Raw genomic sequence first — 25231 nt, 5'->3', positions numbered from 1 at the left:
CGACGGCTCGTCACAGTCGATATGCGCTGATGAGTTGGGCGGCGCGACCGCTGGACTGACCTGGGGAACTCCGCCGCCGACCACACCCGCCCTTACAAGGCAGCGGTTGTGGACCTCCCGCACACCCAAGGTCGGCCGGAATGTGGTCGAGGTTCACGAAAGTTGAAGTCTGAGTGCGTTGTGGCAAACCGGATTTCGTTCGAGGTGTGCGGCGCGGGTGATCATCTGGACAGAGGTTCGGGTGCGGCCGTGGGCATGAGAGAACGGGCCCCTTGGTAGTGACGCGGTTACGACACCAGCACGACCAAGCGGAACCTGTCAAAGCGATCAAGGCAGGTAGATCGTTCTAACGCTGTGCTGGGATCAGCGGGGTGTCTGGTGCCGGCTGGTTGATCCATGCCGCTGCGGGGAGCTTGGGAGGCTCGGGTGGTTTGCGGACGAAGCGTTCGGGGTGCTTCGCGTAGACCGCCTGGAGGACGTCGGCACGCATCTCGCGGAGCTGCTCGGCGAGACCGAAGTGCACGTCGTGGGGCGTGTGCAGGCCGATCCCGGAGTGCCGATGCTCCTCGTTGTACCAGGTGAAGAACTGAGTGCACCACGCCCGGGCGTCCTCGAGGGATCCGAAACGCTCGGGAAAGTCGTGCCGGTATTTCAGGGTCTTGTACTGGCTCTCGCTGTACGGGTTGTCGTTCGACGTCTTCGGCCGCGAATGCGACTTGGTGACGCCGAGACCGGCCATCATCTGGGCAACGTTCTGCGCGACCATCGGGGATCCGCGGTCCGAGTGGATCGTCAACTGCCCTGCTTCAATGCCGTACTTGGCGATCGACTCAGACAGGAACCGCTCGGCGAGGTCCTTGTTCTCGTGGGCAGCGATCATCCAGCCGACCGTGTAGCGGCTGAAGATGTCGATGATCGTGTAGAGGCAGTAGTAGACGCCTTTGACCGGCCCCTTCAGCTTCGTGATGTCCCAACTCCACACCCGGTTCGGGCCCTCGGCGACCAGCTCGGGAACGGTCCGGGGTGGGTGGACGGCCTGGCGGCGGCGTTCACGGACCTCGCCGTGCCGTCGCAGGAGCCGGTACATCGTCGACTCCGAGCACAGGTAGACACCCCGGTCCAGGAGCACCGCGTAGATCTCGGCGGGCGCCATGTCGGCGAACTCCGGGGAATGGAGCACGTCGAGGACCCGTATCTCCTCCTCGGGTGTGAGAGCGCGGGCGTGTCGGCGCCGTTCCCGCCGCGGCTTGGCCGGGGCGGGGCTTCGGCGGTGTTGGCGGTAGTAGGTGGCACGGCTCACGCCGAGAGCGGCGCATGCCTGGACGCGTCCGACCAGCCCGGTGAGCTCTTCAAGGGCCTGGTTGCGGGCGGTGTTGAACGCCACGGCCGCGAGCTGGGCTTCGGTCACTGGTTCTTCTCGCCGTTCCGGGCCGGGGCGCTGTCCGTGGCGAACTGGTCGAGCAGCGCGGAGAGTTTTCCCTGGACCTCGATGACGGTGCGGGCCTTCGCGAGGTCGGCTTCCAGGCGGGCTTTCTCCGCCTTGAGCTTCTCGATCTCCTTGTCCCTGGGGTCCGCCTTCGGCCGTCCGGCCGACGCGGCGAGCGCGTCCAGGGCACCCTTGTCACGCTGCTGCCGCCACGTCGTGATCAGCGACGAGTACAGGCCCTCCCGCCGCAGCAGAGCGCCCTTGCCCTTCTTGTCCAACGTCTCGTACTCCGCGAGGATCCTCGCCTTGTACTCCGCGGTATACCGGCGAGGACCGGTCGAACGGGCTTCTACCTGCGGATCAGGGGTCCCGTGGTCATTCGTGCTGGCCACCCGGGCACTACTCCTTCTCCGCCCTCGACTCAATGAATCATCCAGTATGCCTGACTCGATCTACTTTGACAGAGAGGGCTTTGACCAGGTCGGCGCCGGTCAGCAGGAAGTCCGCGGGGCGCATGATGCTGCGGAGCTCGCGCAGGTAGGGGGTGTGCACGGGCCGGGGGAGATTCCCCAGCGTGCTGCCGATGAAGGCGATCAACCAAGGGTTGCTGGCCGGCAGCTCGGGTGGCCCTGGAAGTGCCGTGAAATCGGCGCGGAGGGCATGGAATATGAGCTGCGGACACTCCTGCACGAGGTAGGCGCTGGCTTGATGCAGGGAGTCCTCGCTGACGTCGACGGGGACGTGGTGGAGGCCGGGTGGGCCGAGAGCGTCCGAGATCGGCTTTGTCTAGGTGCTACTCCCCGAGCAGAGCTCCACGAGGGCTGCGGGCCCCGGTCCGCTCAGCGATGTCGCGAGCATGGAGCAGGAACACCCCGAGCACCGCACGCCACAGGGGGCACTTTCTGAGCTGGTTGATCTGCTCGAACAGCTCGCTGCCCCGGGCATCGTAGAACCAGGCCGGCGCCGTGGCCTTCGGGGTGCGCGTCAGACCGTCTCGGATGTCGGTGCGCAGTGCCTTGGCGTATTGCTCGGGTGCTCGGCGTCCAGGGTGTTGGTGTAGCCGTTGGTGCGGATGTCGGTCGCGAGCCTCGCTTCGGTCGACGGCGGACCGTCGGGGTTCACCTGATGCGTCCAGGTCGGCCGAGACGGGAAGTAGCCGTCGCCCCGGGGCGTCATCGCGCAGAGCAGTCGGGCGTCGTCGAGCTTTACCAACGGGCGTGGGCGCATACGGACGGGACAATCGATGTGCTGGCGCTGGACACGACAGGCAGGGTGCCGTGGTGGCCCAATGGAAGGCACGAGGTGACGTCGAACCAGAACGAGTTAAACAGCGTCCGACATCAACTCTCGCAGCGATGCGGCTCGTTGGGGTGACGTTTTCCACGTCCGGGGGTTGGGTCGCCGACCTCGGTGCTCAGGAGTACACCGAAGACCGCACAGACCTGGCCGCGGCGTCCGTTGCTTTGATGGCGGAGTGTGGGGTGTGTCCCGGGTGAGCCCGGCTTGGGTGGGGGCCTGTGCGGCGGTTGTTGTGCCCGGGTTCGCTTGCTGGTGCGGGTGGGTTGCTGTCGGGGGCCACCGGTGCATTGACCCTGAGGCTTTTGCGGGATGGCTCCTGGCGTAAGGAATTGTGGTGGTCGGCGGGCCCAGCGTGGGTGGTGGGTGGTTGTGGCGGGCTGGGTCGGCCCTTTGGGCTTACCGCACCGTGGTGGTCGCTCGGTATGTGCTCTGAGGCCCTCGCATCTGGACATGATCGCCAGTGCTGCTCCGGCCCGGCCATAGGTTGGGGGCCATGAATTCGTCTTGGTCTGCTCGTCCTTTGCCGCCTGCCGCAGACGCGACGCCGCGTGCGGTGTTCGGTCCGAGTTGGTTCGCGGCTGTGATGGGTACGGGCATCGTTGCCAATGCGGCGGTCACGCTGCCCCGGAGCTGTCCCGGGCTGGGGACTTTCGCCGTGGTGGTGTGGGTGGGTGCCGCGCTGCTGTTGATCCTGCTGGCTGTCGCTTACCTGAGGCAGCGGGCGCTGCGGGTACACGCGGCCGATCCGGTGGCGGCCCAGTTCTTCGGTGCGCCGCCGGTGGCGCTGCTCACGGTGGGTGCGGGCACGTTGTTGCTGGGCCGGCGACTGATCGGGTTTGAGGCAGCGCTGGGTGTGGACTGGGTGCTGTGGTCGCTCGGTACCGTGCTCGGTCTGGTCACGGCGTGCATGGTGCCGTATCTGATGGTCACCCGGCACCGCTTCGCGCCGGACGCGGCGTTCGGCGGCTGGCTGTTGCCGGTGGTGCCGCCGATGGTCTCCGCCGCGACGGGCGCGCTGCTTGTACCCCATGCACCGGCCGGGCAGTTGCGGCTCGCTCTGCTGCTGGGCTGCTATGCGATGCTCGGGCTTGGCTTCGTCGCGGCGCTGTTGGTGCTGGCCATGATCTACGGCCGCCTGGTGCACCACGACGTACCTCCCGCAACAGTGGTGCCCACGGTGTGGATCGGCCTGGGGGCGTTGGGCCAGGCGGTGACGGCGCTCGGGGCGCTGGCCGGGGTCGCGCCGGGCGTGCTGGCTGCGACCTACGCGCGGGGCGCGGCGGTCGCCGCATTGCTGGGGGGAGTTGCGGTGTGGGGCTTCGCCATGTTGTGGCTGGTGCTCGCCGCGGGGCTGACCGTACGGACGGTTCGGAGCGGTCTGTCCTTCGCGCCCACGTGGTGGTCTTTCATCTTTCCGGTGGGCGCTTGTGTGACGGCCACCAGCGCTCTCGCGGCGCGGACCGGTTCGCAGTTGTTCGTGTGGGTGGCTGTCGTGCTCTATGTGCTGGTGGTCATCGTCTGGGTGGTGGTGGTTAGCCGCTCCCTGCACCACGCCGCCGGGCACCTACGCGGCTGGCCCGTTGCAAAGCACGCGCGCCGACGGCCCGTCGAGCTGGAGGCGCAACTTGGCGCGGCGCCCGTGCTCAGGGGCACCATCCGCGGGAGTTCTGGTGGCGGGCGTCCGGTTTCAGAGGCGCGTGTGACTGTTTTGGATTTGGCGGGTGATGTTGTGGGTGTGGCGGTTACTGCTGAGGATGGTTCGTATGTTTTTACGGGCCTTGAGGCGGACCGTTACACGGTTGTGGCTGCGGGGTATCCGGCCCGGGCGGCTTCGCTCACTCTTGACGCGGCGGGTGAGGATGCCTTTGATCTGACGCTGGTGCATGAGGAGGGGTGAACGGTTCCTCGTTACTGACGGGTCCGCTCCGGGTGTTCGGAGCGGACCTGTTGTGCTTCTGGGGTGATGGTGGGTGCTGTGGCCGGGCGGGGTGGTCCGTCCTGGCGTCTGGCGTTGCGTGGCGCGGTCGTGGGGGCCGCCGGCCGTGTCGCGGAGTCGCTTGCTGGCAGGTGGCTGCGTTGCTGTCGGTCCGCCGTCGCTGCGCTGCACCGCCGCCCGCCACCAGCGCTGCCGTGCAGCGCTATGTGCTGCGCAGGGTTGGTACTAGTACTCGTGCCGTGGCTGGGGTGGGGTTGTTTTCGGGTCGCGGCGTGGGGCGTTACGTGTGTTGCGGGATGTATTTCTTGCGCAGTTGGGCGAGTCGGGCCATTTGTTCGCCCATGCCGCGTGTTCCGGTGAGGGGTGCGTGGGCGTAGGGCCAGAGCGTGCGGACGAGGCTGGTGTGGTGTGCGCTGCCGAGGGCGATGACGGGGGCGAGGTGGAGGATGTTTCGGGTGGTGGCTTGTGCGAGGAGAGTTTGGGGTGTGATGGCGTCGTTGGTGCCGTGCGGGGTGTCGTAGGGGTCGATGACGTCGTCGAGGTCGAGCAGGCCGTGGCGTGCGGAGAGGATGAGCAGCCGGTCGGGTTGTAGCGCGTCGGCTGTTGTGCGGCAGGCGCGGTGGTAGGAGCCGGTGTAGAGGTCTCCGGCCGGTGCGCGGTGGTCCAGTTTGCGGCTGCCGCATGGGATGACGATGAGTTCTGGCCGGTAGTAGTCGTGAGGGTCGTTGGCTGTCATGTGTGTTGCCCTGTCTGTTCGTGTGTGAGGTCAGTGGTGCCGGTGCTGTATGGCTCGGGCATGGGTCTTCTCTGGGCCGGGGTCGTGGGGTCGGTGGGTTCGGGGTGCGGGTGGTTGTCCGCGGGGGTTGGGGGGAGGGGGAGCTTTTCATGTGGGGGTGGTGTTGGTGTGGGGTTGTCTCGATGTGTGGGTGTTATGGCGTGATGGGGTGGTTGGTCGGTTTGGTTGGTGTCTTAGCGTGGGCGATGGGACATGGCCGATTGGCTGGTTGTGTCGGTCTTCGGTGTTTTTGAGTGAGGGAAGAAGGCGATCGCCATGGTGGCGTCGCGATCACGTGCCGGGCAGGCGGGGTTTGACGGGCTGGGTTTCGGTATCAATGAGTGGCTTGTGGATGAGCAATATGAGCGGTATTTGCGGGATCCCGGCTCGGTGGAGGTGACGTGGAGGGAGTTCTTCGGTTCTTCGGTGCCTGCGGCCCGCACGCCGGCGGGTGGTGAGGGGTTGGTGGGGGAGGTTGGGCAGGACGCGGCGGTCAGGGCGGTGCGTGTTGCGGCGCTGATCGACGCGTACCGGGTGCGGGGGCATCTGGTGGCTGAGACGGATCCGCTCGGGGTGGGGCGAGGAGCGGGGGATGCGGAGCTTGATGTCGCGACGTTCGGGCTGGGGGAGGGGGATCTGGATACGGAGTTCGTCGTGGACGGGTTTGCCGGGCGGGCCGCAATGACTCTTCGTGAGGTGCTGGCTGCGCTGCGCGAGTTTTACTGCGGGAGCGTGGGCAGCGAGTACATGCATATCCACAGCTCGCGGGAACGTCGGTGGGTGCAGCAGCGGGTCGAGTCGCCGCGGGTGGGGCCGGATGTGGGCGAGCAACTGCAGATTCTCTACCGGCTGGGTGCGGCGGAGGCGTTCGAGACGTTCCTGCAGACGAAGTATGTGGGGCACAAGCGCTATTCGCTCGAGGGCGGTGAGGCGGCGGTGGTGCTGCTGGACGCGCTGCTGGTGCGTGCTATCGGGCAGGGGGTGGGGGAGGCTGTCATCGGTATGGCGCACCGGGGGCGGCTGAATGTTCTGGCCAACATCATCGGCAAGTCGTATGCGGAGATTTTCGGTGAGTTCGAGGATGCGGCGGATGTGCGGTCGGTCCAGGGGTCGGGTGATGTGAAGTACCACCTGGGTGCGGAAGGGACCTACCGTGCTCTGGACGGCCGTTCGATCGCCGTGTGTGTGGTGGCGAATCCCTCGCATCTGGAGCTTGTGGGGCCGGTGGCCCAGGGGGTGGTGCGCGCCAAACAGGACGGGGCCGCGGACGGTGGTGAAGCCTTTCCCGTCCTGCCGATCGCCGTCCACGGCGATGCCGCGTTCGCCGGTCAAGGCGTGGTCTTTGAGACGCTGAACATGTCGCAGCTACCCGGCTACCGCACCGGCGGGACGGTCCACATCGTCATCAACAACCAGCTCGGTTTCACCACCTTGCCCGCCAACGGCCGTTCGAGCGCATACGCCACCGACGTGGCGCGGACGGTCCAGGCGCCCATCTTCCACGTCAACGCAGACGACCCCGAGGCCGTGGTCCGGGTCGCACGCCTGGCGTTCGATTACCGTCAGGCGTTCCACAAGGACGTCGTCGTCGATCTGATCTGCTACCGGCGCCACGGGCACAGCGAGGTCGATGATCCCTCCATCACGCAGCCGGCGATGTACGACCGCATCGACGCCAGGGCTTCGGTGCGGGGGCTGTACGCCGAGGCGCTCCTGCGCCGGGGGGACATCGCCGAGCGGCAGGTGGAAGGCGCCTTGCGGGACTACAAGGGGCACCTCGAGCGGGCCTTCGCCCAGACCCGGGGGCTGCCGGTGCCTCCTTCCCCGAAGCCTGTGAACCCCGTGGACGCTCAGCAAGCGGTCGCCCCCGGGGCGGCGACCGCGATCACGGAGGCCGCCGCCCGGCACGTGATTGCTTCCCAGACCGCTGTGCCGGAAGGTTTCACCGTGCACGCGCGCGTGCTTCCGCAGCTCCAGAGGCGTACCACGATGCTGGATACGGGAACGATCGACTGGGCCACCGCGGAAACCCTGGCCATCGGCTCCCTGTTGTTGGACGGGGTTGCGGTGCGGCTGGCCGGGCAGGACTCCCGCCGTGGCACGTTCGGCCAACGGCACGCTGTGCTCACCGACCGGCGCACCGGCGCGGAGCACACGCCGCTGAGCTCCGTCGGCTCGGTGGCGGCCGGCTTCGCACCCTATGACTCGATGCTGTCCGAACTGGGAGCGCTGGGCTTCGAGTACGGCTACTCACTGGCACGGCCCGACGCTCTGGTGCTGTGGGAGGCCCAGTTCGGCGACTTCGCCAACGGGGCGCAGGCCGTGATCGACGAGTACATCGCGTCGTCCGAACAGAAATGGGGCCAGCGCTCCGGGGTGACGCTGTTGCTGCCGCACGGTCTGGAAGGGCAGGGGCCCGATCACTCCTCCGGCAGGATCGAGCGGTTCCTCCAGCTCTGTGCGCAAGGGAACATGACCGTCGCCATGCCCTCCCTGCCGGGCAACTACTTCCATCTGCTCAGGCAGCAAGCGCTCAGCGAGCGTAGAAGGCCACTGGTCGTCTTTACGCCGAAGTCGATGCTGCGCTCGAAGGCGGCTACCTCCGGGCTGACGGAGCTCACCACGGGCGCGTTCCGTGCGGTCATACCGGATGAGACGGCGGACACCGCCCGGATCAGGCGTGTGCTGGTGTGCTCGGGCAAGGTCTTCTACGACCTGGACGCCCATCGGCGCAGCGCCGGCCTGTCCGACACCGCGATCGTCCGCGTGGAGCGTCTCTACCCGTTCCCCACGGAGGAACTCGGTGCAGAACTCGCCCGTTTTCCGGCCGGGGCCGAGGTGCGGTGGGTGCAGGAGGAGCCGGAGAACCAAGGGGCATGGTCCTTCGTGGGGCCCCGTATGCACCGGCTGGCGGGCCGTCCCGTCGCATGCGTCAGCCGGCCGCAGGCGTCGGCCCCGGCCGTGGGCTCTGCCCGCCGGCACGCCGGTGAACAAAAGGATCTCGTGCTGTCGGCGGGCCTTTCCCCCTGAGCGTGGACACCTTGGACACTGGACCTTGAGGGTCCAGAGGAAGAGATGTCACGCATGGTGATGAAGGTGTATTCGGCGGAGTTCAAGGCGGACGCTGTCGCGCTGTACCTGTCGGACCCGAAGAACACGTTCGAGGGCGTCGGCAAGGACCTGGGGATCAGCCGGGAGACGCTGCGGAACTGGGTGCGGGCCGAGCGGGCCCGCAAGGGCCACGCGGCGGGCACCAGCGGCTCGCCACGGGCGGCACAGACTGCCGAGGTAGCCTCCGACGATGTGCTGAAAGAAGAGAACAAGCAGCTCAGGGCCCGGATCAGGGAGCTGGAAACCGAACGGGAGATCCTGCGGAGGGCCGCGAAGTATTTCGCCGGCGAGACCAACTGGTGAGCCGTTTCCAGTTCGTTGATGATCATCGCGGCGCGTTCGGCGTCAAGCGGCTGTGCCGGGTCCTGGAGGTCTCCCGGTCCGGGTTCTACCGGTGGCTGAAGGCCGCCCCGGCCCGCCTGGCGCGAGCTCGGGAGGACGCCCGCCTCGCGAGGCGGATCCGGGAGATCCACAAGGAGTCCGACGGCACCTACGGCATCCCGCGCATCACGGCCGAACTGAAGGCCGCCGGGATCGAGGTCAACCACAAGCGCGTCGAGCGGGTGATGCGCCGCATCGGCGTCCAGGGCGTGCACCTGCGCAAGAAGGTCCGCACCACGATCCCCGAGCCGGAAGCGGCCCCGGTGCCGGACCTGCTGCGGCGGGACTTCACCGCAAGCGAGCCGAACGCCAAATACGTCGGCGACATCACGTATCTGCCCGTCGGAGATGGCCAGTTCCTCTATCTGGCAACGGTGTTGGACCTGCATTCCAGGCGGCTCGCGGGCTGGTCGATCGCCGACCACATGCGCACCGGGCTGGTCACCGACGCGCTCGAAGCCGCCGCCCGCACCCGGGGCGGCAGCCTCGGCGGGGCGATTTTCCACAGTGACAACGGGGCGCAGTACGCGTCGAAGGAGTTCGCGAAGGTGTGCAGCCGGCTCGGCGTGATCCGCTCGCGCGGAGCGGTCGGCACCAGCGCGGACAACGCCGCCGCGGAGAGCTTCAACGCAACCCTGAAAAGAGAGACCCTCCAAGGAAAGAAACGCTGGTCAGGGGCGCGTGAGGCCCGCCTCGCGGTGTTCCGGTGGGTCACCCGCTACAACACCAGACGCAGGCACTCGGGGCTTGGCTACATCAGCCCGATCGCCTTCGAACAGCGATCAGTTACGCTGACCGCTGCCGCATAGCAAATGGTGTCCACGCTTCGGGGGAAGGCCCCGGCCTTCCACTGAGCGTGTCGCCCGGGGCGCTGGAGGGGAGTGTAGGGCGCCTGTTCGCAGTAGCCCCGGTGGGTGGGGGCCGGGTGGGTGGGGGTCGGGGTGGGTGGGGGTCTGGCTTTGCTGTCTGGTGGGCTCGGGGGCGGGTGTCCGGGGTGGTTTTGGGTGGGGCGGTCGGTTGCCTGGGTGGATGGGTGGCGGGCGTTTTGCTGGCGGTGTCGTGCGGGTGGGTGGTGGTGGCGGTGGTGTCTGTGGGTGTGCTGGCTGGTGTGTGCCGTTCGGGTCGGGATCGGGCCGGGGGGCCTGCGGCGGGGGAGGGGTTGGCTGTCTGTCTGTGTTGGTCTCGGGGGGTGCTGCTCTGGGGTGGTGGAGGTTTTCTCCGGGGTGGACGGGGTTTGGTGCGGTGCTGGTGTCGGTTCTGTGTCCTGGTGGGGGGTTCGGGCTGGCTTGTTGGGTGTTGGTATCTGGCTGGACGGGTGGGGCAGGGTGCGGCTGGGGGTGCGGCTGGGGGTGCGGTTGGACTGTCTGTGGGTGTTGGCGGCCGTGGGTGGTGGGCTGTGCTGTGGTCTTGGCGGGCGTTCTGGCGTGAGGTGGCAGGGTTGCGGTGGGCATGCCCGTATTTGGTTTCAGGTGAGACCGTATTGAGTGAGTGGGTGGTTGTAGTGTGGTCTCATGGCCGCCGGTGTTCCGTACACAGCTACCGCCTCGCGTGTGACCGACCGTCCTGGGGATGCCTCGCCTTTCGCTCTCGGTCTGCTGTTGCGCCGGGCGCATTGGCGTGCGGCCGGGGTGATGGAGGAGGCGCTTCGGCCGCTCGGTATCGAGTTGCGGCATTTCGCTGTGCTGATCGTGCTGGTCGACCGGGGGCCGACGGTGCAGCGGGATCTGGTGGCGGCGACGGGGTCGGACAAGGCGGGGATCATGCGGGTGGTGGATGACCTGGAGCGCAAGGGGCTGGCTGTGCGCAGGGGTGTTCCGGGGGACCGGCGGGTGCGGGCGGTGGAGATCACGCCTGAGGGTGTGGAGTTGTTCGATGCGGCTCATGTGGCGGCGGAGCCGCTGGCGGGGCGTCTGGTTGCCGAGCTGGGGCCCGGTGAGGCCGAGCGGCTGAGGGATCTGCTGACCCGGTTCGCCCATCCCGCGGGCGGTCAGGTGTAAGTGTGCCCGTGCTCCGGCTGCCTGCCGCGCGGGCGGGTTTGGCCGCTGCGCAGCCGGCGGGTCTGCCTGGCGGAAACCGTTTCCGTTCGATGGAGCGGTTTGGTGGTTGCGCGAGCAGGCTGGAGTGGCCTTGCGGCAGTGGTGCGGTGGAGGTGTCTGATGGCGGCGCGTCCTGGGGCTGCTCTGATCTTGCTGTGCGGGTTTTCCGGCTGGGTGAAGACGGCGCTGGCCGAGCGTCTGGCCGGCGGGGTTCCAGCGGTGCGTCTGTGCCCGGACGCATGGATGGCGGCTCTCGGTATCGGCCTGTTCGATGAGTGCATGCGCGGCCGGCTCGAGGGGTGGTTGTGGGAGCATGCCCGGGAGTTGCTGAGGCTGGGGCGGGCGGTGATCCTGGAGTTCGGCTTCTGGGCGCGTTCTGAGCGGGACGAGAAGCGTGCGGGAGCGCGCGCACTCGGCGTTTCGGTTGAACTGCACTGCCTGGCCGCCCCGGTTGATGGGCTGTGCCGCCGCCTCGAAGCCTGCAGCCGGGAGGGCGGGCCGGGGACCGTCCCGGTCGGCCGCGAGTTGATCGAGGAGTACGTGAAGCTCTTCCAGGCTCCCGGCGATGACGAGCCTGCTCTCTTCGGCGAACCGTCTTTGGGCCGGCGTGGATGACGGGCTCTTTCGGTGCCCGCCCGCCGGCCCGCCGTCCGTGCGGGTGTGCCTCTGACCCGCCGTCCGTGCGGGTGTGCTTCTGATCGCGCGCGGCGGCAGGACCCGGCCCGCACGTGGGCTGGGTCCGTGGCCAAGCCCTCGCCGGCCCGGCGAGGGCTTCAGGCCGAAGTCCCTCGCCGGGGCGGCCACGGCCCGCAGTGCTGTCGGTGCGGCGGTCGGTGCTGCGAAGGCGGCCCTGGCCGGGACGGGCTGTAGGTGCGGCCGGGACGGGTGCCTGGTGCGCCCGGCCCGCACCGTCGTGGACTGCGTGCAGCGCAAAGCCGGAGCCGCACCCGCACCGCCGCAGCCGGAACGCACCCGCACCCGCCTGCACCCGCACCCGCCTGCACCTGCACCTGTGCCTGCCTGTACCTGTACCTGTACCTGTACCTGTACCTGTACCTGTACCTGCACCTGCACCTGTGCCTGTGCCTGTGCCTGTGCCTGTGCCTGTGCCTGTGCCTGTGCCTGTGCCTGTGCCTGTGCCTGTGCCTGTGCCTGTGCCTGTGCCTGTGCCTGTGCCTGTGCCTGTGCCTGTGCCTGTGCCTGTGCCTGTACCTGTACCTGTACCTGTACCTGTACCTGTGCCTGCCTGTATCTGCGCCGTGTGTGGAGCGGCCGGGTGCTGTCCGGCCGGGGTCATGCGGCGAGGCGTTCTGCGAGTTGTTTGGCCTTGGCGTTCGCGTCCTGGAAGGCGCGCTCGCGGGAGGCCTCGTAGAGGGGGATCAGTTCGGACATGGCCGGGTTGCGGGGGGCCATGGTGAGTTCCGGGACGATGAAGTCCAGGTCCAGGCCGAGGGTGCCCTGGAGGACGGCTTTGAGGTAGTTCTGTACGAATTCGTAGCCCTCGCGCGGGGTGCCGGGTGCGTAGGAGCCGCCGCGGCTGGCGACGACGACGGCCGGGGTGCCCTGGGCGGAGGGGGCCGGGCCCGCGGTGCGGCCGGGCAGCAGCACGTTGTCCAGCCATGCCTTGAGGGTCGAGGGGATCGAGTAGTTGTACATGGGGGCGCCGATCAGGACGGCGTCCGCCTGCTCCAGTTCCTCGATGAGCTGCACGCGCGCGGCGAACGCGGCGGACTGCCCGGGGGTGTGCTCGCGCGGGGCGGCGTAGTCGGCGGACCAGGCGTCGGCGGTGATGTGCGGGACGGGGCTGGCGGCGAGGTCGCGGTGGATGACGGTGCCCTGCGGGTGCTGTTCCTGCCAGGCCTTGCGGAAGGCGTCCGTGACGCAGCGGGACGAGGACGCCTCGGCGGGGAACACGGACGAGTCGATGTGCAGCAGCGTGGCCATGGACGTTCTCCCAAGGGCGGTGCCCGGGCCGGGGAGCCCGGGGCGGAGGATTTGTACGCAGAGATAGTTATACACGAGATAGTATTGAGTGATACTGTATCGAGTGTGACGGAGATGGGTGTGCTGAGCGAACGGGAGGCGGGCGGTCTTGGACGTCTATGAGGCGGTCACGAGCCGGCGGGCGGTGCGCGGATTCACCGGCCGGCAGGTCCCGGAAGGGGTGCTGGAGCGGGTGCTGTCCGCCGCGGCCTGGGCGCCGTCCGCGTCGAACCTCCAGCCGTGGCACGTCTACGTGCTGACCGGCGGGCCGCTGGCCGAGCTCAAGAAGCGTGCCGGCGAGCGCCTGGCCGCGGGTGACCCCTGGGACGAGCCGGAGTACGAGCAGTACCCGCCCGTACTGAAGTCCCCCTACCGCGAACGCCGGTCCGCCTTCGGCGAGCAGCGCTACGGCGCGCTCGGCATTTCGCGCGAGGACCTGGAGGCGCGCCAGAGGGCCGCGTCCGCGAACTGGGAGTGTTTCGGCGCGCCCGCCGCCCTGTTCTGCTACATCGACCGCGACCTGGGCCGGCCGCAATGGTCCGACGCCGGCATGTATCTGCAGACCGTCATGCTGCTGCTGCGCGCCGAAGGGCTGCACAGCTGCGCGCAGATGGCGTGGGCGAAGTATCACAGGACCGTCGCGGAGGTCCTCTCGCCCCCGGACGGGCTGATCCTCTTCTGCGGCGTGTCGATCGGATTCGAGGACGCCGGGGCGGCTTGCGCCCGTACGGGCCGCGCGCCGCTGGGCGAGACGGTCACGTTCGTCGGCGGTCACTGAGACCGCCTGCCCCTCCGGCGGGCCCGGGCGCCGTTCCTCGCCGCGCCCGTATGCGGGTTCATGTGGAATATTCCGGACATAGTTCCGACGAAAGGCATGTCATGAAGATCGCAGTCATCGGCGGTACCGGACTGATCGGGTCACAGGTCGTCAAGGATCTGAAGGCCGCCGGGCACGAGGCGGTACCGCACTCGCAGTCCACCGGAGTCGACATCATCAGCGGCCAGGGACTGGACGAGGCGGTGGCGGGGGCCGACGTCGTCGTCAACCTGACGAACTCCCCGACCTTCGACGAGGCCTCCCCGGCCTTCTTCCAGACCTCGATGGACAACCTCCTGGCCGCGGCCCGCAAGGGCGGCGTCGGCCACTTCGTCATCCTCTCGATCGTCGGCACGGACCAGGTGCCGGAGCTGGACTACTACCGGGCCAAGGCGCTCCAGGAGAGCATCCTCGCGGCCGGGCCCGTCCCCTACTCGATCGTGCGGGCGACGCAGTTCATGGACTTCATGGACGCCGTCCTGTCCTGGACCGCCGACGGCGACACCGTCCGGCTGCCCGCCACGCCGATCCAGCCGATCGCCTCCAAGGACGTGGCCGGCGCGGTGGCGGAGGTCGCCGTGGGCGCCCCGCTGAACGGCATCCGCAACATCGCCGGCCCCGAGATCTTCCCCCTGGACGAGCTGGGCCGGATCACCCTGTCCCGCAAGGGCGACAGCCGCACCGTCGTCACCGACCCCACCGCCGGCATGTTCGCCGCCGTCAAGGGTGACGTCCTCACCGACAAGAACGCCCACCTCGCCCCCACCCGCTACACCGACTGGCTCTCCCGGCCCTGACCCGCTCACGCCCTCTGCGGCGTGCGGGCCGCGGAGGAGCAGGCCGCGGAGGAGCAGGGCGTGGAGGGCAGGGCGTGGAGGGCCGGGGGCGGCAGTCTGCGGCACGCCCTGGCCGATGAGGTCTGCGAGGCCTGTGTCACCTCATGCCGGCCGGCCGTGAACCGCTGGGCCGGGGCCGGGGCCGGGCGGCGGTCGGGCCACGGCCCGGGGGCCCCGGGCCGTGCGTGCGGCGGCCGGCCCCGGCGTGGGCCGGTTCGCGTCCCGCGCCGGGGCCGGCGCCACGTTCGGGATGCCTGCCTGCGCACCGGCTGTGATCAAGCGGCCCGGGGGAGCGCTGGATAGAATTCGGGCATGGGTGAGCGGCCCGTCCACGCGGCTGCGCCGGGATTCGCGCCGGGAGCCGGTTCCGGTGGCGCGGGGGTTTGTCCCGGGGTGCTCGCACGGTGGGCCGGGGGCGGTGTGTGATGGGTGCGGCGTCGGGGGGGATGGAGCTGTACTCCGGCCGGGCCTCGGGCCTGATCGGGGCGCAGATCGCGGGCTACCGGGTGGAGCGCGAGATCGGCCGCGGGGGCATGGCCGTCGTGTACTGCGCCAGGGACCTGCGTCTGGACCGTACGGTCGCGCTGAAGCTGCTCGCCCCGGAACTGGCCCGCAACGACACCTTCCGGCGCCGTTTCACGCACGAGTCGCGGGTGGCCGCCGCGATCGACCACCCGCACATCGTGCCGGTCTTCGAGGCCGGTGAGACGGACGGGGTCCTGTACATCGCCATGCGGTACGTCTCGGGGCTGGATCTGCGGGCCCTGCTCGACCGGGACGGCCCGCTGCCGGTGCCGACCGCGCTGCGGATCGCCGGGCAGGTGGCGTCGGCGCTGGACGCGGCCCATGAACACGACCTGGTGCACCGGGACGTCAAGCCCGGCAACATTCTGGTGGCCCGGGGCACGGACAGCGATCACCCCGAGTACGTCTACCTCACGGACTTCGGGCTGACGAAGAAGTCGCTGTCGCTGACCGGGTTCACGACCGTCGGCGAGTTCGTGGGCACGCTCGACTACGTGGCCCCGGAGCAGATCTCCGGCCGCCCGGTGGACGGCCGGTGCGACCTGTACGGCTTCGCCTGCGTCGTCTACGAGACCCTCGCGGGCGGCCCGCCCTTCCAGCGGGACGACGACATGGCGCTGCTGTGGGCGCACCAGTACGACCAGCCCCCGCCCCTGAGCGAGCAACGGCAGGGCATCGCGCCGGCGCTGGACGGCGTACTGGCCAAGGCTCTGGCGAAGGTCCCCGAGGACCGTTACGACTCCTGCCTGGAGTTCGTGGCGGCACTGCGGGCCGCCGCGAGCGGCGCCGGCACCGGCATCGCTCGCGGCAAGGACGTGCACGCGCCGACCCAGGTGGTGCCCATGGTCGCCGAAGCCGCCCCGGCACCCGCTCCGGCGCCCGGCCCGGCACCCGCTCCGGCGCCCGGCCCGGCACCCGCTCCGGCGCCCGGCCCGGCACCCGCTCCGGCACCTGGCCCGGCACCCGCTCCGGCACCTGGCCCGGCACCCGCTCCGGCGCCCGGCCCGGTGCCGGATCCGCCCCGGTGGGCCCGGCCGGTCTTCGGCCGTACCCCCGGTTAGCCGCGCGCCGTACCCCCGGTTGGCCGCGCGCCGTACCCCCGTCCGGCCGTGCGCCGTCCGCCTGGGCCGGCCGTGTCCGCTCCTGCCGGTGTGCGGGGCCGTCGGCTTGCGAGGTGTGCGGGAGGGCCGCACACAATGGGGTGAAGAGGAACCGGTGAGGCGGAGGGCGAGGGGGAGGGCGCGGGGCCGACGGCTGGAGGTTGTGTTGCGGGTTTCCTGAGGCTGTGCCGTCGGCCTGTGTGCCGCAGACCCCGATGCCGGGAGTGGAGCTCGTGAGCGTCCTACCGTCGCCGTCCGGACCGTCGTCCGACCGTCCCAAAGGTCCTCCGTCGGGGCCGCTGGCGGGTCCCTCCCAGCCGAACCGGCCCGCACCCCCGGACGCCGAAACCCGCCCCGGCGGCGGCGGGCGGTCGGGACCGCCGCCCCCGCCGCCCGGCGGCGGGGGCCCGGGCGGCGGCGGGGGCCCGCACCATCCGTGGTGGAAGTCCGCGCCCCGGGTGGCCGTGGTCGCCACCGCCATCGTGGCGGCGGTGGCCCTGATCCTCGTGTTCACCCGTTCCGACGGCACCTCGGACCAGCAGCGGGGCGAGGTCTTCCTGCAGTCCGCCGGGAGCACGGGCGCGGATCCGTTCACGGAGTCGACCGCGAAGGAGAGCGCCGCACCGACGGCGACGCCCTCGCTGCCCTCCACAGCTACGGGCAACGCGGCACAGAGCGTGAACGGCGACGCCCCCGGCCTCTACGGCGGGACACGCAACGTCGCCAGCTGCGACGTGGAGAAGCAGATCACCGCCCTCAGGGCGGCCCCGTCGAAGAACGCGGCCTTCGCCTCGGTGCTGGGCATCCAGCCCTCCGCCGTCCCCGGCTATCTGCGCACCCTCACCCCCGTACAGCTCCGGGCGGACACCCGGGTCACCAACCACGGCTACCGCAACGGCTCCGCCACCAGCTACCAGGCCGTGCTGCAGGCGGGCACCGCCGTCCTGGTCGACGACCGCGGAGTACCGCGGGTGCGCTGCGCCTGCGGGAACCCGATGACACCGCCGGCCGCGCAGCAGACCGACCCCAAGCCGGTGGGCGAGTCGTGGTCGGGCTACCGGCCCTCGCACGTCGTCGTCGTCGTGCCCGCGCCCCGCCCGGTGAAGAAGTTCGTCGTGGCAGGCCCGGAGAAGGGCGACTGGTTCACCCGCGACCAGGGCGACCACCGCGGCGAGCACGACAGGAAGACGACACCGCCCCCGCCCCCGCCTCCGACAGGGCCGTCCACGCCGGGCAAGGAACGGACACCCTCGAACGGCAAAACCTCGCCGGGACCGGGTACGCCGTCCAAGTCTTCCGAGTCGGGTAAGCCGTCCAAGTCGTCTGAGTCGGGTAAGCCGTCGAAGTCGTCCGAGTCGGGCAAGTCCTCAGAGTCGGGTAAGCCGTCGTCGTCCGAGTCGGGCAAGTCTTCTGAGCCGTCCGAGTCGGGTACGCCGTCCAAGTCGTCCGAGTCGGGCAAGCCGTCCAAGTCGTCCGAGTCGTCGAAGCCGTCGTCACCGTCGGCGTCCGACAAGGAGTCGTCGCCGTCGAAGGACAAGTCCTCGTCGGAGTCGGGCAAGCCGTCCTCTCCGTCGTCCGGGCCGTCCTCGCCAGGTTCCTCCGAGCCGTCGTCACCACCGTCGTCGCAGCAGTCGGCGCCGTCGTCCGGGGAGTCCTCGAAGCCGCAGGAGCCGTCCTCCGCCCCGTCCTCCTTAGAACCCGGGCCGAAGACGTCCGCGCCCCAGAACACGGCGCCTGAGAATTCCGGACCCGCGCCCGCCGATACAGGGCAGGAACAGCAGCAGGAACCGCAGGAGGACCAGCAGCAGGAACAGCAACCGCCCGGCCCGGAGGGGTCCTAGCAGCGCCGGTCGCCGCCCGGGCCCGAGGGGCCCGTGAAGTGCGGTGAGGCGGGGGGCTGTCGGGGGGCGGCGCGCATACGCCGCACGGTGTCCCAGGACCACCGTGCGGCGTCTTTTTTGCACGCTTTACCCGATTGATTCCGCTTGGTCAAGTCACGACTCCTCGGAACGTGACCGTGCGATGCCTGTGGGGCCTACTTGAAGTGCGGGCCTCACCGGAATGGAAATCCGGAAAAGAAATGAGGCAGGACGGTAGGACGGAAATCCTCGCGGAGGGTTGTCTCTTTCACCGAAACCGCAATTTGTCCCGGTGTGGCGGTCCCGGTAAAGCGGTCCGCCGATCGCCGTCCCGAATTCCCGGGGCGGGCAGAAGAGCCCCCTGTATCGGTAGGAGAAAACCCATGACCCGTATTTTTCACACCCAGAGCGATGTCCGTCCCAAGCGCCGGGGCTTCCGCCTTGCGACACTCGCCGCCTCGGCAGCGGTGATCACCGGGGGCATCGTCCTTCCGGCGTCCGCCGCGATGGCCGCCCCGATGCCCGCCGCGCATGTCGTGAGCTTCGTCCACGGTGGCGGCGCCGGCGGTGACGGCGGTGACGGAGGCGGTGGCTTCATCGGCGGCGGCGGGGGCTCCGGCGGCTCCGGCGGCGGCAGCGTCCTGGGCGTCGGCGGTGACGGAGGCAGGGGCGGCGACGGCGGCGACGGCATCCTGTCCGGCGGTGGTGGCGGCGGCGGTGGCGGCGGCGGCGACGGTGTCATCGGCGGTGACGGAGGCAGGGGCGGCGACGGCGGCACCGGCCTGTTCGGCGGCGGCGCCGGCTCGGGCGGCTCCGGCGGCGACGGTGTCATCGGCGGCAACGGAGGCAAGGGCGGCAACGGCGGCTTCGGTGTCTTCGAGGGCGGCAACGGCGGCAAGGGCGGCGCGGGCGGGCTCGGTGTCCTCTTCGGCGGCCTGGGCGGCGCCGGTGGCGCCGGCGGCGGCAGCATCTTCTGACCGTCCCGCCCCCCTGGTGGGGCGGAGGTCCGCACGGCCTCCGCCCCCACTCACCCCTCCAGGAACCCCACCCCCACCCCCACCCCCACCCCCACCCCTCACCCCTCACTCCCGTACCCCCATTGACCAGTGCGCGGAGCCGGACGGCCGGCGCGGCGCCCGCAGAACCACAGCCTTGCTTCAAGGAAAACGGAGAACCCCCATGTCCAGAACTCGCTGGCAGCGTCCGCTCGTCCTGGCGGTGGCCTCGGTGGCCCTGGCCACCGGCACCGCGTGCGCCGCCCAGGCGGCGCCGGGTGCCGTCACAGGCACCAGCCAGATGGCCCCGGCCGACTTGTCCCACTGCGGGAAGGGCGGGGAAGGCGGGAAGGGCGGGGAAGGAGGCAAGGGCGGTGAGCCCGGCCGGCCGGGAGAGCCCGGCAAGCCCGGCGGACTCGGCGGGCTCGGCTGCTTCACGTTCGACGACCTGCCCGACAAGCCCAAGTCGGAACTCACGGGCGTGGACAAGATACGGATCGTGCTGACCGTGGAGTCGGGCCAGGCGGAGAAGGACGACGTCGTCAAGAAGTACAAGATCTCGGAGAAGGAGTTCGACACCTGGGACAAGCAGGTCCGTGACGGGGACTGGGCCGCGCTGATGGGCCTGAATTCCCTCTTCGGTTCCTGAGGAAATTTTTGAACGCCCCGGCCCGGTGCGGGCCGGGGCGTTCCTGTCAAGCCCCGAATTCACGGGCCGTGACGGCGGGGCCTTCGGCCGGGTTTATTCGATACAGCGGAAACCGCGGTACGGAAAATTATTCTCTGGAAAGACTGGAAAGAGGAATGCCATGCGTATGCGTTCTTGGAAGGTCCGTCTCGGTCTCACGGTCTCGACCGCCCTGAGTGCCGGTGTGGCGGTCGGCGCGCTGGCGCCGGCCGCGATGGCGGCGCCGGTACCGCAGAGCCATACGACCGCGGTGGCCGCCGCCCGGCAGCTTCCCGCCGGCAGCGCCCAGCCGGGCGGCAGCACTCAGACGGTCGGCGGCACTCAGCCGGGCGGCGGCGGCCAGTTCGGCAGCGGGCTGTTCGGCAGTGGGTCGTTCGACGGTGGGTCGTTGGGCACTGTCAAGGTGGGCGACGGGAGTGTGCGGATCGGTGACCGGGTGTGTGCGGGCAACTGCAACGGGACCGTCAACGGGAGCAACGGCGGGCAGGGCGGGATCTGCGCCGGGCTGTGCAGCGGCAGCGCCAACGGCGGTACGGGTACGGCCGGCGCGCCGGGCCGTGAGGGCGGTGTCGGCGGGCAGGGCGGGATCTGCGCCGGGATCTGCGGCGGCAGCGCCAACGGCGGTACCGGCGGGACGGGCGGGGCCGCGGTGGGCACCGGCGACGGCGGCCGCGGCGGCAAGGGCGGCACCGGCGGGATCTGTCTCGGGCTCGGCTGTGAGAGCGGCGGCATGGGCGGCCGCGGCGGCACCGGCGGCAGCGGCTGACGTCTCTCCTGCCCCTGAAGCGGTGGGAGGGGCGGCGTTTGCGGGGTCATGGCGCGGGTCACGGCGCGGACAGGCCGAGCAGGTCCGCCGCGTGGTGTCGAGGATCATCGTGGCTTCCTGCGGGGTGAGCCCCGAGTCGGTGATGTGGTCCACGGCCCGCAGGAACACCTTCCCGTCCTCGTAGGGGAAATCCGTGCCGAGGACGAGGCGGTCCGCTCCCAAGGACGCCGCGGCGGCGGCCGGCGCCGGCGGATGCGCATGGCTGACCGTGTCGTACCAGAGGCGGCGGACGGCGGCCGAGGGCCGCTCGGGTGTCCCGGGGGACTCGAAGGCCAGGTGGTCGTCGAGCCGGCGCGGCAGCAGCGGCAGTGCCCCTCCCCGGTGCGAGGCCAGGATGCGCATCCGCGGATAGCGGGCGACGCGGTCCAGCCGGCGGCGGACCCGGGCCGGGCGGATCGGCCGGCCCGGGAAGACCGCGCGCGGCCGCCGGCGCCCTGCGGCCGCGCACCGGCCTGCGGCTGGTGGAGCTGATCCCGTCCAGGGCGGCGCCGCGGGTGTCCGCCGGCCTCACCGGCCGGCTCCCGCAGCGCGGCCGGCCCCGTGTCGTGGTCGAGTGGGTTCGTGGGCGGGGTGAGGACCGTGCCGTCGGGGCGGCCGGGCGGTAGGGAGAGCGTGTGGTGAGGGAGCGGATCGACTACCGGGGGCTGTTCGCCGCCACGCCCAGCCCGTATCTGGTGCTGGGCCGCGACCTGGTGATCGTGGATGTCAACCGGGCCTACCTCGTGGCGACCAACCGCACGCGGGCGGAACTGGTCGGGCGGTATCTGTTCGACGCCTTCCCCGACAATCCCGCGGACCCGGGTGCCGACGGGGTGCGCAACCTCAATGCCTCCCTGCACTGGGTGCTGCGTTCGAAGGAACCGGACACGATGGCGGTGCAGAAGTACGACATCCCCGTCACCGGCCGTCCGGGCGTGTTCGAGGAGCGGTGGTGGTCGCCGATCAACACCCCGGTGCTGGGGGCGGACGGGCAGGTGGAGTGGATCATCCACCGGGTGGAGGACGTGACCGAGTTCGTCCTCTCCCGCTCCCTGCGCGCGCCGAGGATCAGCGTGCTGGGCGAGCGGGAGGCGATGGAGGCCGAGCTGTATGCGCGGGCGCGTGAACTGCAGCAGCTGAACGAGGAGCTGCGCAAGGCGCACGCCCGGGAACGCCAGGTCGCCGTCACCCTGCAGGAGGCCATGCTGCGCTCGCCCGACCTGGCGGGCCACCAGGACATCGCGGTGCGTTACATGCCCGCCGCCGGGTCCCTGAACGTGTGCGGCGACTGGTACGACGTGGTCGATCTGCCCGACGGCTTCGCCGTGGCCGTCGGTGACGTCGTCGGGCACGGCCTGGAGGCCGCCGCGGCGATGGGCATGCTCCGCAGCGCCCTGTCCGCGGCGGTCCGCGCCCTGCGCGAGCCGGCCAGAGCGCTGGAGGTACTGGGCCTGTATGCCCGCTCGGTGGAGGGGGCGCTGGCCACCACCGCGGCCCTGGCCGTCATCGACAACCGGGGCCACCGCATCCGCTACAGCAGTGCCGGCCATCTCCCGCCCGTTCTGGTGCACCCCGACGGCTCCTTCGGCCTGCTCGACCAGGCCACCGACCCCCCGCTGGGAGCCCGCCCCCGCCACATGCCCCGTCCCCAGGCCGCGCTGCCCTACACCCCGGGAGACACCCTCGTGCTCTACACCGACGGGCTTGTCGAACGCCGGGGGGAGGACATCGACACCGGCCTGCGCCGGCTCACCGACGCCCTCGCCCGCCACACCCGTCTTGCTCCCGAACGCCTGGCTGACATGCTGCTCGCCCGCCTCGGTGTCAGCAGCGGCGGACGGGACGACGTCGCCCTGGTCGTCGTACGGCTTTGACGTGTTCTCCCCGCCGAACTCACCGGCACCGGCACCGGGGGCGGCACCGGCACCGGCACCGGGGGCGGCACCGGCACCGGCACCGGGGGCGGCACCGGCTCCGGCACCGGGGGCGGGGGCGGGGGCGGGGGCGGTCGTTTTCCGGGGTCGGTCGGCCGGGCGGGCGGTCAGCCGGGGGAGAGGGACTGTTCGGCCCAGACGGTCTTGCCGGTGAGGGCGTGGCGGGTGCCCCAGCGCCGGGCGAGCTGGCCGACCAGCAGCAGGCCCCGGCCGCCTTCGTCGAAGGTACGGGCGCGCCGCATGTGCGGGGCGGTGCTGCTGGAGTCGAAGACCTCGCAGGTCAGGGTGGATTCCTCATGGATCAGCCGCAGCTGGATGGGCGGCCGGCCGTAGCGGATGGCGTTGGTGACCAGTTCGCTGACCGTCAGTTCGGTGATGAAGGCGGCGTCGTCCAGTCCCCAGGCGGTCAGCTGGTCGGTGGCGTGCCGGCGCGCCCGGGCGACGATGGCCGGGTCGAAGGCCAGGTCCCAGGCGGCGACCCGGTCGGCGTGCAGGGCCCGGGTGCGGGCGACGAGCAGGGCGATGTCGTCGTCGGGGCGGTGGGTGAGCATGGCGGTGAGGACCCTGTCGCAGACCGTGTCGAGGGTCCGCGCGGGGCGGGCGAGCGCGGCGAACATCTTGTCCAGCGCCTCGTCGATGTCGTGGTCGCGGGCGGCGAGCAGACCGTCGGTGTAGAGGGCCAGGAGGCTGCCCTCGGGCAGGTCGGTCTCGAAGGTCTCGAACGGCAGGCCGCCCAGGCCCAGCGGCGGGCCGGCCGGGACGTCGAGGAAGCGGACGGCGCCGTCCGGGGTGACCGCGGCGGGCGGCGGGTGGCCGGCCCGGGCGAAGGCGCAGCGGCGGGAGACCGGGTCGTAGACCGCGTACAGACAGGTGGTGCCGATGCCTCCGGCGCTCTCGGCGGCGCCGTCCGTGCCGGCCTCGTCGGCGGACAGGTGCAGGACGAGGTCGTCGAGGTGGGTGAGCAGCTCGTCGGGCGGCAGGTCGACGTCGGCCAGGGTGCGCACCGCGGTGCGCAGCCGGCCCATGGTGGCGGAGGCGCGGATGCCGTGGCCGACCACGTCGCCCACGACGAGGGCCACCCGCGCGCCGGACAGCGGGATGACGTCGAACCAGTCGCCGCCCACGCCGGCCCGGGTGCCGGCGGGCAGGTAGCGGGTGGCGATGTCCAGGGCTTGCTGGTCGGGCAGCGTCTGCGGGAGCAGACTGCGCTGCAGGGTCATGGTGCTGGTGTGCTCCCGGCTGTCGCGGCGGGCGGTGTGGATGCCGACGGCCGCCTTGGCGGTGAGTTCCTCGGCCAGCCACAGGTCGTCCGCCTCGAAGGGCTCCGGGCGCCGGCTGCGGCCGAAGAGGGCCACGCCGAGCGTGGCGCCGTGGGCCCGCATCGGCACCACCATCACCGAGTGCGTTCCGTTGCCCAGGAGCCGGGCGGCCCCCGGGTCCTGCCGCGCCCACCGGACGAGGCCGGGGTCGGTGGCGTCGTACAGGGCGCCGTGGCCCTGGGCCAGGCAGCGGGCCACCGGTGACAGGGCCGGGTAGAGGGTTTTCCCGCCCGCCGCGGGGGCGGGGCGGTCCTCGAGGACCGAGCGCACCGCGGCGCGGGTCATGGACAGGGGCCTGGCCGGGGCGGCGGGGGAGGGCTCGCCGCCGTGCCGGGGGGCGTCCAGCAGGTCGACGGCGGCGAAGTCCGCGAGCCGGGGGACGGCGATGTCGGCGAGTTCCTGCGCGGTGCGCCCGCTGTCCGCGGTGGTGCCGATGCGGGCCGAGGCCTCGCTCAGCAGGAGCATCCGCTGCCGGGCGAGGTGCTCCTGGCGCCGCGGGTGCGCCGCCAGGCACACCGCGCGCACCCGGCCGGCGGGGTCCTTCAGCGGGACGAGGGAGGTCGACCAGCCGTGTTCCGCCCCGGTGCCCGCGGGGCCGGCGCCGGGGCGCAGGTGCTGCGGGCCGGCGCCCTCCAGCACCCGGCGCATCTTCGCCTCGGCCTCGTCGCTCACGGGATGCGGCGCGATCTCCGGCAGCCGCAGCCCGCGCATCTGGTCCTCGGTGAGGGACAGCGCCTGCTCCATACCGGCATTGGCCCGCACCAGCCGCAGGTCCGCGTCGAAGACGGCCAGGACGCAGGGCGCCTGACGGAACACCCATTCCCCCAGCTGACCGCTCCCGGGCGGCCCGCCCCCGTACGCCTCGCCCCCGTACGCCTCGCCCCCGTACGCCTCGCTCCCGGACGTCCCGCCCCCGGCTGCTGGTGCGCCAGGCGCTGTTCCTTCGGGTGTCCTTCCTCCGGGCGTAGGGGCAGACGCCTGCCCCTCGGGTGCGGCGCTCACGGCGGACACCACGAGCCACTCGGTGCCGGGGCCGTCCTTCGTACGGCGGTGCGCCAGCAGTTCTTGCCGGAGCCGGCGTCCGTCGCGGTGCCGCAGTGCCACGGTGCCGCTCCACCGCTCCTGTCCGGCCGCGTCCCGCAGCGCCGCCGCGCCGGTGCCGACGCCGGCACCGGCGGCGAGCAGGCGGGCGGCGGGCTGTCCCAGGATCTCCGAGGGCAGATAGCCCAGCAGCTGCCGGGCGCCTTCGCTCCACCCCGTCACGATGCCCCGCGCGTCGACGGTCGCCGTGGCCGTGGCCGTGGCGGTGGCCGTGCGGGCCGGACCGGGGGAGGCGTCCGACTCGTGTGGCCGCTCACCAGGATGGGTGGGAAGTCGCTCCATCGCCGCTCATCTCGTCCTTCGGG

At 70.9% G+C, this 25231-nt stretch carries 17 protein-coding genes and 2 pseudogenes; 13 read left to right on the top strand and 6 right to left on the bottom strand.

Annotated elements, in window-relative coordinates; genetic code table 11:
* Positions 1–346 precede the first annotated feature (346 nt).
* From OG568_RS49255 to OG568_RS61715, 3 genes and pseudogenes are all read right to left on the bottom strand, one after another.
* Positions 347–1818, bottom strand: a pseudogene (locus tag OG568_RS49255) (IS3 family transposase).
* Positions 1819–1855: 37 nt separating this feature from the next.
* Positions 1856–2203: an L-histidine N(alpha)-methyltransferase gene (locus OG568_RS61720; protein ID WP_443077963.1), complete on the bottom strand. Its 348-nt coding sequence runs from the start codon at positions 2201–2203 to the stop codon at positions 1856–1858.
* A gap of 16 nt (positions 2204–2219) precedes the next feature.
* Entirely contained in the window at positions 2220–2666 is a 447-nt protein-coding gene (locus tag OG568_RS61715) for an L-histidine N(alpha)-methyltransferase (protein WP_443077919.1), read from the bottom strand.
* Positions 2667–3218: 552 nt separating this feature from the next.
* Between OG568_RS61715 and OG568_RS49245 the strand changes: the two genes are divergently transcribed.
* Positions 3219–4622 (top strand): carboxypeptidase regulatory-like domain-containing protein, encoded by a 1404-nt coding sequence (locus tag OG568_RS49245; RefSeq protein ID WP_329536678.1) that lies wholly within the window; start codon positions 3219–3221, stop codon positions 4620–4622.
* Positions 4623–4941: 319 nt separating this feature from the next.
* Here the strand turns inward: OG568_RS49245 and OG568_RS49240 are convergent, their stop codons facing one another.
* Positions 4942–5397 carry a DUF6884 domain-containing protein gene (locus tag OG568_RS49240; RefSeq protein ID WP_329536677.1) on the bottom strand — a complete coding sequence of 152 codons (456 nt, stop codon included), beginning with the start codon at positions 5395–5397 and terminating at the stop codon, positions 4942–4944.
* Between the two features lie 315 nt (positions 5398–5712).
* Between OG568_RS49240 and OG568_RS49235 the strand changes: the two genes are divergently transcribed.
* The 4 genes from OG568_RS49235 (at position 5713) to OG568_RS49220 (ending at position 11579) form a co-directional block, all read left to right on the top strand.
* Positions 5713–8466 carry a multifunctional oxoglutarate decarboxylase/oxoglutarate dehydrogenase thiamine pyrophosphate-binding subunit/dihydrolipoyllysine-residue succinyltransferase subunit gene (locus OG568_RS49235; protein WP_329536676.1) on the top strand — a complete coding sequence of 918 codons (2754 nt, stop codon included), beginning with the start codon at positions 5713–5715 and terminating at the stop codon, positions 8464–8466.
* Positions 8467–8520: 54 nt separating this feature from the next.
* Positions 8521–9737, top strand: a protein-coding gene (locus OG568_RS49230; RefSeq protein WP_329536675.1) for an IS3 family transposase whose coding sequence is annotated in 2 segments (ribosomal slippage) — positions 8521–8836 and positions 8836–9737 — 1218 coding nt in all. Because the reading frame shifts where the segments join, the coding sequence is not laid out codon by codon here.
* A 702-nt stretch (positions 9738–10439) separates the two neighbouring features.
* Positions 10440–10925, top strand: coding sequence for a MarR family winged helix-turn-helix transcriptional regulator (locus OG568_RS49225; protein ID WP_329536674.1), 486 nt, complete (start codon positions 10440–10442; stop codon positions 10923–10925).
* A gap of 159 nt (positions 10926–11084) precedes the next feature.
* Entirely contained in the window at positions 11085–11579 is a 495-nt protein-coding gene (locus OG568_RS49220; protein WP_329529859.1) for an AAA family ATPase, read from the top strand.
* A gap of 678 nt (positions 11580–12257) precedes the next feature.
* Here OG568_RS49220 and OG568_RS49215 read toward each other — a convergent pair.
* Positions 12258–12908, bottom strand: coding sequence for an FMN-dependent NADH-azoreductase (locus OG568_RS49215; protein WP_329529858.1), 651 nt, complete (start codon positions 12906–12908; stop codon positions 12258–12260).
* Positions 12909–13056: 148 nt separating this feature from the next.
* On the opposite strand from OG568_RS49215, the gene OG568_RS49210 reads away from it, so the two are divergent.
* The 8 genes and pseudogenes from OG568_RS49210 (at position 13057) to OG568_RS49175 (ending at position 22446) form a co-directional block, all read left to right on the top strand.
* A complete protein-coding gene (locus OG568_RS49210; protein WP_329529857.1) occupies positions 13057–13725 on the top strand; it encodes a nitroreductase in 669 nt (222 codons plus the stop codon).
* Positions 13726–13826: 101 nt separating this feature from the next.
* Positions 13827–14561 (top strand): SDR family oxidoreductase, encoded by a 735-nt coding sequence (locus OG568_RS49205; RefSeq protein WP_329529856.1) that lies wholly within the window; start codon positions 13827–13829, stop codon positions 14559–14561.
* A gap of 464 nt (positions 14562–15025) precedes the next feature.
* Complete coding sequence (locus tag OG568_RS49200) at positions 15026–16186, top strand: serine/threonine-protein kinase (RefSeq protein WP_443077503.1); 1161 nt, start codon at positions 15026–15028, stop codon at positions 16184–16186.
* Positions 16187–16440: 254 nt separating this feature from the next.
* Positions 16441–17724 (top strand): annotated as a pseudogene (locus OG568_RS49195) (DUF6777 domain-containing protein); the annotation flags it as partial.
* 743 nt (positions 17725–18467) lie between these two features.
* Entirely contained in the window at positions 18468–19061 is a 594-nt protein-coding gene (locus OG568_RS49190; RefSeq protein WP_329529854.1) for a hypothetical protein, read from the top strand.
* Positions 19062–19263: 202 nt separating this feature from the next.
* Positions 19264–19728, top strand: coding sequence for a DUF1153 domain-containing protein (locus OG568_RS49185; RefSeq protein ID WP_329529853.1), 465 nt, complete (start codon positions 19264–19266; stop codon positions 19726–19728).
* A gap of 160 nt (positions 19729–19888) precedes the next feature.
* Entirely contained in the window at positions 19889–20533 is a 645-nt protein-coding gene (locus tag OG568_RS49180; RefSeq protein WP_329529852.1) for a hypothetical protein, read from the top strand.
* A 677-nt stretch (positions 20534–21210) separates the two neighbouring features.
* On the top strand, positions 21211–22446 hold the full coding sequence (locus OG568_RS49175) for a PP2C family protein-serine/threonine phosphatase (RefSeq protein WP_266578643.1): 1236 nt from the start codon (positions 21211–21213) through the stop codon (positions 22444–22446).
* Positions 22447–22613: 167 nt separating this feature from the next.
* On the opposite strand, the gene OG568_RS49170 is transcribed toward OG568_RS49175, so the two are convergent.
* Positions 22614–25208, bottom strand: a complete 2595-nt coding sequence (locus OG568_RS49170) for a SpoIIE family protein phosphatase (RefSeq protein WP_329529851.1) — start codon at positions 25206–25208, stop codon at positions 22614–22616.
* Between the last annotated feature and the right edge of the window lie 23 nt (positions 25209–25231).

Source organism: Streptomyces sp. NBC_01450, from assembly GCF_036227505.1.
Lineage (GTDB): Bacteria > Actinomycetota > Actinomycetes > Streptomycetales > Streptomycetaceae > Streptomyces.
This window is presented reverse-complemented; position numbering and strand designations above follow the sequence as displayed.

Excerpts from the sequence above, each read along its gene's own strand:
- OG568_RS49245 (WP_329536678.1), top strand. The coding sequence starts at position 3,219 with ATGAATTCGTCTTGGTCTGCTCGTCCTTTGCCGCCTGCCGCAGACGCG.
- OG568_RS49240 (WP_329536677.1), bottom strand. The coding sequence starts at position 5,397 with ATGACAGCCAACGACCCTCACGACTACTACCGGCCAGAACTCATCGTC.
- OG568_RS49235 (WP_329536676.1), top strand. The coding sequence starts at position 5,713 with ATGGTGGCGTCGCGATCACGTGCCGGGCAGGCGGGGTTTGACGGGCTG.
- OG568_RS49225 (WP_329536674.1), top strand. The coding sequence starts at position 10,440 with ATGGCCGCCGGTGTTCCGTACACAGCTACCGCCTCGCGTGTGACCGAC.
- OG568_RS49220 (WP_329529859.1), top strand. The coding sequence starts at position 11,085 with ATGGCGGCGCGTCCTGGGGCTGCTCTGATCTTGCTGTGCGGGTTTTCC.
- OG568_RS49215 (WP_329529858.1), bottom strand. The coding sequence starts at position 12,908 with ATGGCCACGCTGCTGCACATCGACTCGTCCGTGTTCCCCGCCGAGGCG.
- OG568_RS49205 (WP_329529856.1), top strand. The coding sequence starts at position 13,827 with ATGAAGATCGCAGTCATCGGCGGTACCGGACTGATCGGGTCACAGGTC.
- OG568_RS49200 (WP_443077503.1), top strand. The coding sequence starts at position 15,026 with ATGGGTGCGGCGTCGGGGGGGATGGAGCTGTACTCCGGCCGGGCCTCG.
- OG568_RS49190 (WP_329529854.1), top strand. The coding sequence starts at position 18,468 with ATGACCCGTATTTTTCACACCCAGAGCGATGTCCGTCCCAAGCGCCGG.
- OG568_RS49185 (WP_329529853.1), top strand. The coding sequence starts at position 19,264 with ATGTCCAGAACTCGCTGGCAGCGTCCGCTCGTCCTGGCGGTGGCCTCG.
- OG568_RS49180 (WP_329529852.1), top strand. The coding sequence starts at position 19,889 with ATGCGTATGCGTTCTTGGAAGGTCCGTCTCGGTCTCACGGTCTCGACC.
- OG568_RS49170 (WP_329529851.1), bottom strand. The coding sequence starts at position 25,208 with ATGGAGCGACTTCCCACCCATCCTGGTGAGCGGCCACACGAGTCGGAC.